The sequence below is a fragment of the Lentiprolixibacter sp. genome (genome assembly GCF_982873095.1).
Genome location: NZ_CEYNTP010000070.1, coordinates 1 through 11790, shown reverse-complemented (window position 1 = coordinate 11790; position 11790 = coordinate 1). Strand labels below are relative to the sequence as shown.

Below are 11790 nucleotides of genomic sequence, written 5' to 3'. Positions count from 1 at the left end.
CTGCTTTTTCCAGCATTAATCGATGGTCAGCAGTCAGATAGGGTTCACATTCCACCCCGTTTATGATCAGACAGTCTATTTTCTTATCCTCCTTTACGTGCAGTTTCACATGGGCGGGAAAGGTTGCCCCTCCCAGGCCCACAATACCAAAATCAGAAATGCGCTTGAGGATTTCCCCCGGCTTGAGGGTGATTTCTTTCTGGAGCGGGTAGTGTATTTCCTCAAAATTGGACTCGTTCTTGACGTCGGTCCGGATGACAATGCATTGTTTCTTGTAGCCCCTGGTATCCACGATTTTATCCAATTTGGTAACAGTGCCCGCTACCGGGGAATGAATATTGGACGAAACATAACCCCCTGATTTCGCAATCACCTGACCTATTTCCACCTTATCTTTTCTTTCGACAATTATCTCAGCCGGAATCCCGATATGCTGGGATATGGGAACATAGACCGTTTTAGGTACCGGCAGTCTTTTGATGGGTTTTGATGAGGTGAGTTTATTCTCCGGGGGGTGGATCCCTCCTTTTGGAAACGTCTTAAGCATCTTTCTGAGGCTTTACCGATTCAACATTCGTTGGCACCTTAACTTCCACCTTTTTTTCTTTCCTAGGCGGGAAATTGGTTTCAATAATGGAATGAGTGGGACATACAGGTACACATTTCCTGCATAAGGTGCAATATTCTGGATCGATATAGGCCAGGTTGTTTTTTATGACGATGGCTTCTTTTGGACACGCATCTACACACTTGGAACACCCGATACAAGCAACAGAACAGGCTTTTTTAGCAATGCCCCCCTTCTCCTCGTTCAGGCAGCCCACAAAGATTTTTAAATCCCGTTTGTGCTTGGGCCGCATTTCGATGATATTCCTTGGGCAGGCGTCAACGCACATACCACAGGACGTACATTTATCGGTAATGACAACAGGAAGCCCTGTTTCTTCATCCATGTACATAGCATCAAACTTGCACACATCAACACAATCCCCGTCACCCAGGCAACCAAATTGACAATCGGTCTCCCCACTGTAAATCAGGGCAGATATTGCACAGGATCTGGGACCCTGATATAAGGTAGTCTTCGGCCTTACCTCACAGCTACCCTGGCAGCGCACCACTGCTACTGTGGGGTCCTTAACCGCGACCTCCTTCCCAAGGGTTTCTGAAACCATTTTCATAACCTCGTTCCCCCCAACAGGACAAAACAGGTCTGAAATATCATCAGTATTCACCAGCTGTTCAGCAAATGCTTTACAACCGGGGTAACCACAACCGGCACAATTGGCCGCAGGAAGCAGTTCCTCTACTTCGGAAATGAGCGGGTTTTCATAGATATAAAACTTCTTGGAAACCACAAACAGCACCAAGGCCGCTGCTGTACCAAGAGAGGGTAATAAAATCGCGCTAAAAAGAATAGAATCCGTCATCACACATCAAATTCTAAGAATCGAAATCTTAAATGTCTCTTTAAAATAATTCTTCAACGCATATACAATAGCGTAATAGGGCACAAGTACCAGGAGGGAAACCAGACCAGCCATCCATTCTTCAAAAAAGAAGGACATTAAAAGTAAGGTAGCCATCATAATTATAAATGGCAGGATGTACGCCCAAAATACAGCCTTGTGCCCCAGGTTCTTTCTTAAGGTCACTTCCACAGGGTCATTGAGCTTAAAAGCGCTGTCAGCATCGATAATTTCCACCTCTTTGTTAGCGGTATCAGACACGCCACATGCTCCTTTTGCCCTGCAGGACTCGCAGTGGATGTTCTTGTCAAGAGAAACGATTATGGACCTTCCCCTAATCCGGGAAACTACACCAGAGTGTATAAATACGTTTGTTTCCTGTTCTTTATCCTTCATCGCTATGGCCTCTTTTCTGTCCAATCATCATCCATACAGCTCATTAATCACGTAAAACTAAAAGTTTCGCCAACGGCATTATATGATAAATGTCAGCGTTATGATGCTCTTTTTTCTATACTCATTAAACGGGAAAAATGCATAAAGAGTACATATAACAGCCCATTAGCCACAGTGATCTGCACAAATCAAGATTTAAAATGCAATGATCTTTTGGGAATCATAACGCGCATAGGGTAGCAGTTTGCCAGCTTCTCTGAAGAAAATCGGCTTGAAGTTAGTGAAGTGGCCTGATAATTAGGAGAGTACACCTCAGGTTATTTATCGATTTTAACAGCAATTTATGCAGTTGTGGTAAGGTATTTGCTACTTTTATAGAAAAATACGGGCTATGAAATCGGTTATTACCCTGTTCTTACTGGTGATTTTTTCCTGCCTTGGGTGGGCCCAGACCGATCTTCCCAAAACACAACCCCTTAAAATTTCTGCTGATAAGAATCTGGATGCAAAAAGCTCTTCCAACAAGGGCACTGCATTGAATATGCCTTCTGTCATTACTCCAAGTCCGGATGTAAGCCTCAAGAACGCCCTCAATGAACGCAATGTTAAAATGCTCCCTGAGAAAGAGTTGAAACAAGCTGGATTTGATATGAAAATCGACCCCAAAGTAGGGGAACGCGAGCAGGGGCAGTCCAGCAAATTCTTTGGCGACATGTATCTGGGAGATATTAAGACCTCCTCAAAATTTGTGGGCGTGGTGTGCCGTGACCACGAATATGTAGACGGGGACCGTGTACGGGTTTATGCCAATGATGTGGTCATTGAACCCAATATCATGTTAACCGGAAGCTTCAAGGGAATTAATGTGGATCTCGACAAAGGCTTTAACCGCCTGGATTTCGAAGCACTGAACCAGGGGTCCTCTGGTCCCAACACTGCTCAAATAGATGTGTACGATGAGGCCGGGAAACTCATCTACTCAAACAAATGGCTGCTCTCTACCGGTTCCAAGGCATCATTGATCGTGGTGCAGGAGTAAGGCACTACCGCTTTCCTGGTCTGTACGTTTCCTTTGCGCGTTTTAGTACATCTTCTTTATAATAAGCAGCATCTTTAAAGTCTGTGTCTGCGTAGCGCTGCGCCTGGTCGTCAAAATGAGGAGATTTCGGATCACCACTTTGACCTCCTGCCAAAATGGTCTTCGCCCTGACCTTATCACCAAATTCCACAACGGCCACAAAACTATTTCCACGAGTCCCGTATATCTTTTTGGTGTTGTTGGTATAACGGGCACCATAAGCGGCAAGGGCACCCCATCTGCCCGAGGCGTAGCCAATAGGGATACTGGGGGCATCATCACTAAAAGGTTGGCGAATGTCTCCCGTAAGGCGCTGGTAGCGGTGTACTTCACCCCAGGGCATTTCCCAGGTTCCAAAATCTGCCTTCAACTGATCCAGGACACCGGCAAATACCTGTAATCTTTCTTCCTTCGGGGACGCTGTTCCAAAATAGGTCATGAGTTCCATATCGCTCATCCGATAAGGCCTCTGCCCTTTCCTGCCGTAATGGGTGCCGTAAAAATGGGCGAGGGTCATGGCAACGGAACTTTTTGAGGTACGGTAATCCCAGTTCCGCAAAACTTCAATGGCCGGCCCCAACTCATGATGGTCTCCCGGACTGTCATCAAACGCATTGACCAGACCCGGGATAAGGGCCTCAAATGCTGGCAGGTAGGGATCATGAGCCACAGCAATTAGGCTGTCCAGCGTATAACCTTTTTTGTCTTTCAGAAGCCCTATCGCATGCACCCCGCGAAAGTTCTCACGATCCAGGGACATATACCTCGGGTAATCCTCTCGTTTTGGGCTGTTCTCCAATGCAGCAGTAAAGGGGGTGGAATTACAGTTCTGTATCCATCCGTTGGCAGGGTTCAGGATGAGGATGTTCTCATCAACCGTATGCAGGCCCTTCCAGTCGGTAGCGGGATTACTACCATCAACAGGCTGGGTATAATCAAAAATCGTATCCCGTTTCGGGACAAAGTTTCCATGGAAGTAGGCGATATTGCCGTCAGCATCGGCATAAACCGTATTGTTAGACGAATTGGTCCGGATATCCATCATTTCCCGAAAACCAGCATAACTGTCCTGCTTCGTACGAATATAGGATTGCTCCAAAGCCTTAACCGGATCCCACATCATGGCCGTAGCTGCCGCCTGATCACCTATTTTATGCGTTAATGGCCCATGGTGAGTTCTGTAGCCCGGAAATTGCACGGACTTCAGCCCTTCCTCTGTTTTATAATCCAGCTTAACCTCAAACGTCTCTACTGGCCTGAGTTCTTCCCCGTAAACATAATGAGGTTTGCCTTCCAGATCTACTATGGTTTCCACAAACTCATCAATTACATCTGTGTAGGTTGAGGTATGGATCCAGCCCGTTTTTTCATTGAAGCCCTGATAAACAAAGAACTGTCCCCAGGTTACGGCGCCATAGGCATTTAATCCTTCTTCACTAGCCACATGCACTTCCCCCCTGAAATAAAAAGAAGTGTGGGGGTTGATCAGGAGCATGGCGTTCCCAGACTGAGTGAGGGAGCCGGATATGGCTATTCCATTAGAACCCTGGGGTTCGATCTCTGCCTTCCTGCGTTCCTCATGTTCTTTATCTGCCTGGGGAAAAGCGATCCCCCCTTCGTAGAATTCCCGTAGTTTCCTGACCGAAACCCGTTCAATATCACCTCCTATAGAACCCTCGCTGAAATACATGGGCATCCAGGGTTCAAAACGTGTGAGCAGCCTGGGTTGGACTTCCGGATGGGTATGCAGATAGTAATTGACACCATCGGCGAAAGCGTCACAGAGTTTTTTAAGCCAATCCGGACTGCTCTCATAGGCGGCAATGGCTTCCTCCCTTGTCATGAACAGCCGTGCACGCAGGTCACTGTATAAAGCTTCTTCCCCTTCTACCTCCGCCAGGCGCCCTAAGGCCCAGATATAATTCTGTTCCACCCGGTTGAAGTCGTCCTCGCATTGGGCATACAATAATCCGAATACAGCATCAGCATCAGTCTTACCGTATACATGGGGGATACCGAAATCATCCCGAATGATAGTAGTATTCGCAGCATGTGCTTCCCAGCGTTCCAGGTCAGACTGTTGTGCCTCACCGGTGCACGATAAAAACCAGAAGCAAAAAAGTATCCCAAGGTATTTCATATATGGCTTATTTTGGATGATGAAAATACACTGCCCTTGGGGGAATTGCTAATTTTAACGCAAAAAATCCGGCTTAGCGGCAACTGTTAAGAACCGCTTATTTCTCCTATCTTGCACAAGCCTGACACTACCAAATTATCCCTGCACCTTAAATGAAAGAAAAGCGAGTTAGCATCCTTAAAGCCTTCAAGACCATTATTTGGCCGAGGCGAAACCTGGTATTTATTGGCTTGGTCCTCATCGTCATCAGCAAAGGTGCAAGTTTCGTTGCCCCCATGTCCCTTAAATATCTGATGGATGACATTATTCCCAACAAGGACCTGCAGCTCTTAAAACTGTTGGTTGGAATCGTAATAATTGCCATTCTTGTGCAGGCGGTTACCTCTTTCCTGCTAACCCGCATCTTAAGTGTTCAGGCACAGTACATGATATCAGAACTAAGGGCACAGGTACAGAAAAAGGTGCTCTCCCTTCCTATCCGTTTCTTTGACAACACCAAATCCGGGGAACTGGTTTCCAGGATCATGACAGATGTGGAAGGAGTGCGCAACCTCATCGGGACGGGGTTGGTACAGTTGGTTGGCGGCAGTGTTACCGCTGTAGTGTCCCTGGTCCTGTTGTTGCAAATTAGCCCAAGCATGACCCTCTTTGCTCTGATCCCCCTGTGCATTTTTGCATTCATTGCCCTGAAGGCCTTTAAGGTGATACGCCCAATTTTTCGCAACCGTGGAAAGATCAATGCCGAAGTAACTGGCCGGCTAACAGAGACCCTCGGAGGCATCAGGGTGATCAAAGGATTTAACGCAGAAAAACAGGAACACCTGGTTTTTGAGGAGGGAGTTTACCGGCTTTACGAAAACATAAAGAAAAGCCTTACGGCCACAGCCGTAATGACCAGCTCCTCCACTTTTCTACTGGGAGTGGCGACTACCGGGATCATGGGCTTAGGAGGGTACAAAATCATGGTAGAAGAACTCACAGTTGGGGAATTTTTAACCTTCACTTTCCTTCTCGGTTTGATGATCGCCCCAATTGTGCAGATGAGCAATATAGGCAGCCAGCTTACCGAAGCCCTCGCGGGATTAGACCGGACTGAGGAACTGATGAACATGCCCCCGGAAGCCCGGGAAGAAGAACGGACACTGGAAATTCCTGATCTATTGGGCCATGTGGTATTTGACCGGGTTTCATTTGCCTATGAGGAAGAGAAAGTGGTGCTGGAAGATATCAGTTTTGAAGTAACGCCTGGCAGTGTGGTAGCGCTCGTTGGCAGCTCAGGTTCTGGCAAAAGCACTATTGCCGGGCTGGCAGCCAGTTTTTTAATTCCCCGGACGGGTAAGATCACGGTGGATGGATACGACTTGTCCAAAGTACAGCTCGAAAGCTACCGTCAACATTTGGGGGTGGTTTTGCAGGACGATTTTTTGTTCGAAGGTACCATACGCGAAAACATCCTCTTTCCAAAACCAGATGCTTCAGAATCAGAATTACTTGAGGCGGTTACCTCTGCCTATGTCAATGAATTCACAGACCGATTTGAAGATGGCCTGGATACCCTGATCGGGGAACGCGGCATTAAACTTTCCGGTGGGCAGCGCCAGCGAATCGCCATCGCCAGGGCGATACTGGCGGACCCCAGGATATTAATCCTGGATGAAGCTACCTCTAATCTTGACACTGAAAGTGAGGCCCTGATCCAAAAGAGTCTGGCTTCCCTGACGGAAGGGAGAACTACGTTTGTGATCGCACACCGCCTAAGCACGATTCGAAAAGCGGACCAGATCCTGGTCGTGGAGGAGGGTCGTATTGCAGAACAGGGTACACACGACGATCTCATTGCTCAAGAAGGAAGGTATTACCACCTGTTTACCTACCAGGCGCGCATTTAAGGGAGTCCTATTCGATATTGATGACCTTTTCTATCTGGGGGGCGTATTTTTTTATCGTCATTTCCACCCCACTTTTGAGCGTCATCTGGTTGACACTACAACCCACACAGTTCCCTTCCAGCCGCACCTTCACGTCTTTACCGTTTTCGATAGCAACCAGAGAGATATCCCCACCATCATTTTTCAGAAACGGACGAATTTCATCAAGGGCAATTTCAACTTTCTTTCTTAATTCTTCACTAGTCATACTCATTTCTTCTTTACAGCTGAACAACCCGCCATGGTTGTTATCTTGATCGCTTCGGTTGGCGGCAAATCGGTATTGCGCCGTACCAGTTCCTGCACCACATTCCGGGTAAGCGCCTCGAAGGCCTTCTCTGTAGGTGTAGCCGTTTGCAAGGCTGCTGGCCTACCAACATCGCCTGCCTCACGAATACTTTGCACCAGCGGTATCTCGCCCAGGAAAGGTACATCGAGGTCCTCAGCTAGGTTTTTTGCACCCGACTGTCCAAAGATATAGTACTTGTTATCCGGAAGTTCTGCAGGAGTAAAATACGCCATATTTTCTACTATCCCCAAAACGGGCACATTAATGGCCTCCTGCTGAAACATGGCCACTCCTTTTCGGGCATCGGCCAGGGCCACTTCCTGAGGCGTACTAACCACTACGGCCCCGGTAACAGGTAGGGATTGCATGATACTCAAATGGATATCCCCCGTACCTGGTGGCAGGTCGATCAACAGAAAATCAAGTTCCTCCCAATGGGCATCAAAGATCATTTGGTTCAGGGCTTTTGCAGCCATGGGGCCTCTCCAGATCACGGCCTGACTCGGTTGGGTGAAAAAACCAATGGACAGTAACTTGACCCCGTAATTCTCAACCGGGAGCATTTTCGAAGTGCCGTTAACGTCAACCGCCAGGGGACGCTCATTGGCCACATCAAACATTATGGGCATGGAAGGTCCGTAAATATCGGCATCCAATAGTCCTACTTTAAATCCCATTTTGGCAAGGGATACCGCTAGGTTTGCGGTGATGGTAGACTTCCCTACCCCTCCCTTGCCAGAAGCTACTGCGATGATATTCTGGATACCGGGGATAGGTTTCCCTTTGATCTCATTAACCTGGGTCTTTGCCGGGGTGTCTACCTTTACGTTTACCGTTATTTTTGCTTTTTCGTATACTTCTCTGTGGATGACTTTAAGGATCTCCACCTCAGTTTTTTTACGCGCTTGCAGGCTGGGGTTTTTGATGGTAATATCCACAACCACCTCGTCACCAAAGACCTGTATATTATCGACTGCACCACTTTCTACCATATTCTGGCCCTCACCGGGCACTGTTATGGTTTCCAATGCTGCTAAAACCTGTTTTTTAGTGAATAATGCTGCCATCTCAGAAGGTTCCTAAATATTTAAGCGTGTTAGGCTGCAAAGATAAGGCTTTGAAGGGGAATTTAAGAATAAGTCTTCCTGAAAAAGAGGGCATTAAAGCCCGTTGCCAAGGGCAATAACAGATCTACAGTTCAAGCGCTGGATCCCAGAAAAATCTGGAAAAATCCACCACCTGGTCATTCCGAACCTCAATGCCTTCATTTTCCAAAAGTTGCTGCATCAGGGTACTCCCCCCGAAATGGTGTTTCCCGGTCAAGAGTCCGTTCCTGTTAACCACCCGATGTGCCGGGACATCCTCCCTGGTAGTGGCCCCATTCATCGCCCAGCCCACCATCCTTGCACTACGGGCTGCTCCCAGGTATTTCGCTATGGCGCCGTAAGAAGTAACACGCCCATAAGGGATCTTGCGCGCGACTTCGTACACCGCTTCAAAGAAATTTTGCTTGTCGTTCATCTGCTAATAGAAGATCCTGAAAATGGTAATCACAAGTAACACCAGCATTAGCAGGCTCAGAATATAATTGGAATTCCGTGAAAACGCATTGGTTTTATTTTCCAGTTTGTTGAAATATACGGTATACAGGTAGAGGACGGTAAAAGTCCCCGTACCGGCAGCCAAAATAAAGGTCAGGATGTCCCAGAGTTCAAATTTGATCCAACCCGAGGCGTTCCACATGGCGTTTATCCCGCTGTAATAAGGTATGGTTAGGAGATTGAGTGCAGCCAGAACGACACCTTTCAGAAAACTGTTCTTGCGGCTTACCTTGTCTATGTGTAGTTTTTCTCTCCGCTTCTTTTTGGCAGAAATGAAAAAGTAAATGGCAAAAAAGGCGAATACAGCGATCGCCAGTTTGAGTAACAGGTCAATTATCTCAGGATTTCGGTACAGGAATTTCGAAATGAGAACGGCCACATAGGCCTGCACCATGATCATGCTGGAAACCCCAAGACTAAAAATAATCCCGTTTGATTTTCCCCTTTCCACACTGGTTTTTGCAGCATTCATATTAAGAAGGCCAGGGGGTACAGTGGCCATAAACGCTGCGGAGTATGTGGCAAAGAACAGGATTAGCAAATGCGTCATGGGTTAGTTTAGCCTGAACTTAATATAGGTTATTGGTTTGTCCTCCTCAAGATACTGATTTTCGTAAAATGTCTGAATTTCCAATACCTCTGAAGGGCTTCCGGAATTTTGATAGATGTTGTGGTTCGCATAGAGCACTTCATGTCTCAAGCCGTGCAGCAGTCCGAGGGTATACCCATGCAGAAACTCACTGTCTGTCTTAAGGTGGAGGAGGCCATCTTTTTTCAGTATGGTCCGATACTTCTCCAGAAAAGCTTCGTTGATCAGCCGGTGTTTGGTCCGCTTGTATTTTATCTGGGGATCCGGAAACGTGATCCAAATCTCAGAAACCTCACCCGGGCCAAAAAGCTGGTCAACCAGTTCTATCTGTGTCCTGAGAAAGGCCACTTGTTCCAGTTTATCTTCGAGTGCTGTTTTTGCACCCTTCCAGAAACGGGCCCCTTTAATGTCCAGGCCAATGTAGTTCCTGTCGGGGAACATCCTTGCCAGGCCCACGGTATATTCGCCCTTTCCGCATCCAAGTTCCAGGACCAGGGGGTTGGTATTTCCAAAAAAATCAGCCCACTTTCCCCTGTGGGGGAAATTCCCCTTTAGCACATCCTCCCTGGCAGGCTGGATTACATTCGGAAAGGTTTCGTTTTCACGAAACCGTTTGAGTTTATTCTTGCTTCCCACAAAAGACTGGATTTAATGATTTAACAAAACTAAGGAAAACATCTATCCTCATATATTCTATGGTCAGAGAATCTCACCGCAGTTGTAATACATGAGCAGGTCTCCTACAGTTAACAAGACCGCTATACATTATGCAGAGAAAGTGGAAAAACAAAAAATCACGCCTGCTTGGAAAGTTTAGCTTCAGAAGCAGACTGGGCGGGGGTATTCTCGGTCTTTTCCAGGGTAAACGAAAATTCAGATCCTACATCTGAGACACTCTCCACATAGATCTTTTCGCCATGGGCTTCAATAATGTGTTTCACAATGGATAAGCCAAGGCCCGAACCCCCTTCCTTGCGGCTTCCACTTTTGTCTACCCTGTAAAACCTTTCAAAAATACGTGGAATGTGTTCCTCCGGGATACCTTCCCCGTTGTCGGTGATTCGGATGATCACCTTATTCTTTATCAGGTTTTCCACACTCACTTCCGTAGTCCCGTTATATTGCCCGTACTTAATGGAATTCACCAATAGGTTACTGACCACCTGTTGTATCTTCTCCTTATCGGCATGTACCATAATCGGGTTCTTGTAATCCATATCAAAAGTCAGGGCGATTTTTTTCTTTGATGCCTTCATCTCCAGGAGTTCAAACATATTTTGGATCAACTCGATAATGTCAAAATCCTCAAACTTCAGGTTTAAGTCACCAATCTCCAGTTTGGAGATAAGGTCCAGGTCTTTGATTATATAAATAAGGCGTTCTACCCCCTTGGCAGCACGTTGCAGGTATTTTTTGCGCACATTCTTATCGTTCATCGCGCCGTCCAGCAGCGTAAGGATGTATCCCTGTACAGTAAAAAGGGGGGTCTTTAGTTCATGGGAAATATTTCCGAGGAATTCCTTGCGGTATTCTTCCCGGATATTCAGGGTGTCTATTTCAATTTTCTTGTCTTTGGCAAACTTCTCGATCTCCTTAGTGAGTGTTGCCATGTCTGTTATAACGGGATTAGAACGCAGCGGACTGGATTCCAGGAGGGATACGTCATCATAAATACGCTTTATGCGGCGGTAAATAAACCGCTCTACCCGGATTTGAATCACGGCGAAACAGACCAAAAATACAGGTCCAGCAATAACGGGGATAAAGAACCAATCGTCTGCAATTCGCCCTGTCCACCAAAGCCACAAACCTAAAATTACCGACAGTAAAAAAGTGATATACCCTGAGGATCGTAGTGCAAATTTATACGACTTTTTTACCTTGGTATTTGCCATTACAGTACAAACTTATACCCTACGCCTTTGACCGTTTTGAAGTGTTCATCGCCTATCTTTTCCCTAAGCTTTCTGATATGCACGTCTATGGTTCGGCCTCCCACTACAACTTCCTGCCCCCATACCTTATCCAGTATAACTTCTCTCTTAAATACTTTATTGGGTTTTGATGCCAGTAAGGCCAGCAGTTCAAATTCCTTCCGTGGCAGGATGATCTCTTTTCCTCTGTTAAGCACTTTATACTCTTCCCTGTTGATCACGATGTGGCCCACTTTCATGACTTCTTCCACCTCCGAGTTTGCACTATCTTTAAGGCGCCTCAACAATGCTTTAATTTTACTTAGAAGTACCTTGGGTTTGATAGGTTTGGTGATGTAGTCGTCTGCCCCAGCATCAAAACCAGCT

12 protein-coding genes and 1 pseudogene are annotated in these 11790 nt (G+C 46.6%); 2 read left to right on the top strand and 11 right to left on the bottom strand.

Going from position 1 to position 11790, the window contains the following annotated elements; genetic code table 11:
• From AC4E7D_RS06125 to AC4E7D_RS06115, 3 genes and pseudogenes are all read right to left on the bottom strand, one after another.
• A pseudogene (locus AC4E7D_RS06125) lies at positions 1-547 on the bottom strand (electron transporter RnfC); the annotation flags it as partial.
• Positions 540-1430 carry a Fe-S cluster domain-containing protein gene (locus AC4E7D_RS06120; protein WP_490172931.1) on the bottom strand — a complete coding sequence of 297 codons (891 nt, stop codon included), beginning with the start codon at positions 1428-1430 and terminating at the stop codon, positions 540-542. The gene AC4E7D_RS06120 and the pseudogene AC4E7D_RS06125, both read right to left, overlap by 8 nt.
• Before the next feature lie 6 nt (positions 1431-1436).
• Complete coding sequence (locus AC4E7D_RS06115; protein WP_490172930.1) at positions 1437-1889, bottom strand: SoxR reducing system RseC family protein; 453 nt, start codon at positions 1887-1889, stop codon at positions 1437-1439.
• A 367-nt stretch (positions 1890-2256) separates the two neighbouring features.
• On the opposite strand from AC4E7D_RS06115, the gene AC4E7D_RS06110 reads away from it, so the two are divergent.
• Positions 2257-2904 carry a hypothetical protein gene (locus tag AC4E7D_RS06110; protein ID WP_490172929.1) on the top strand — a complete coding sequence of 216 codons (648 nt, stop codon included), beginning with the start codon at positions 2257-2259 and terminating at the stop codon, positions 2902-2904.
• A 4-nt stretch (positions 2905-2908) separates the two neighbouring features.
• Here the strand turns inward: AC4E7D_RS06110 and AC4E7D_RS06105 are convergent, their stop codons facing one another.
• The gene (locus tag AC4E7D_RS06105) at positions 2909-5083 is read right to left on the bottom strand and encodes an acylase (protein ID WP_490172928.1); all 2175 of its coding nucleotides are present in this window, start codon (positions 5081-5083) and stop codon (positions 2909-2911) included.
• A 152-nt stretch (positions 5084-5235) separates the two neighbouring features.
• On the opposite strand from AC4E7D_RS06105, the gene AC4E7D_RS06100 reads away from it, so the two are divergent.
• Positions 5236-6972 carry an ABC transporter ATP-binding protein gene (locus tag AC4E7D_RS06100; RefSeq protein ID WP_490172927.1) on the top strand — a complete coding sequence of 579 codons (1737 nt, stop codon included), beginning with the start codon at positions 5236-5238 and terminating at the stop codon, positions 6970-6972.
• 7 nt (positions 6973-6979) lie between these two features.
• On the opposite strand, the gene AC4E7D_RS06095 is transcribed toward AC4E7D_RS06100, so the two are convergent.
• The 7 genes from AC4E7D_RS06095 to AC4E7D_RS06065 all read right to left on the bottom strand — a co-directional run.
• Complete coding sequence (locus tag AC4E7D_RS06095; protein WP_490172926.1) at positions 6980-7219, bottom strand: NifU family protein; 240 nt, start codon at positions 7217-7219, stop codon at positions 6980-6982.
• A gap of 2 nt (positions 7220-7221) precedes the next feature.
• On the bottom strand, positions 7222-8367 hold the full coding sequence (locus AC4E7D_RS06090; RefSeq protein ID WP_490172925.1) for an Mrp/NBP35 family ATP-binding protein: 1146 nt from the start codon (positions 8365-8367) through the stop codon (positions 7222-7224).
• A 124-nt stretch (positions 8368-8491) separates the two neighbouring features.
• Positions 8492-8821 carry an MGMT family protein gene (locus AC4E7D_RS06085; RefSeq protein WP_490172924.1) on the bottom strand — a complete coding sequence of 110 codons (330 nt, stop codon included), beginning with the start codon at positions 8819-8821 and terminating at the stop codon, positions 8492-8494.
• Positions 8822-8824: 3 nt separating this feature from the next.
• A complete protein-coding gene (locus tag AC4E7D_RS06080) occupies positions 8825-9451 on the bottom strand; it encodes a LysE family transporter (protein ID WP_490172923.1) in 627 nt (208 codons plus the stop codon).
• 3 nt (positions 9452-9454) lie between these two features.
• Entirely contained in the window at positions 9455-10126 is a 672-nt protein-coding gene (trmB, locus tag AC4E7D_RS06075; protein ID WP_490172922.1) for a tRNA (guanosine(46)-N7)-methyltransferase TrmB, read from the bottom strand.
• A 158-nt stretch (positions 10127-10284) separates the two neighbouring features.
• Positions 10285-11385 carry a sensor histidine kinase gene (locus tag AC4E7D_RS06070; protein WP_490172921.1) on the bottom strand — a complete coding sequence of 367 codons (1101 nt, stop codon included), beginning with the start codon at positions 11383-11385 and terminating at the stop codon, positions 10285-10287.
• Positions 11385-11790, bottom strand: a 406-nt coding sequence (locus AC4E7D_RS06065) for a winged helix-turn-helix domain-containing protein (RefSeq protein ID WP_490172920.1), incomplete at its 5' end; no start/stop codon positions are given. The genes AC4E7D_RS06065 and AC4E7D_RS06070, both read right to left, overlap by 1 nt.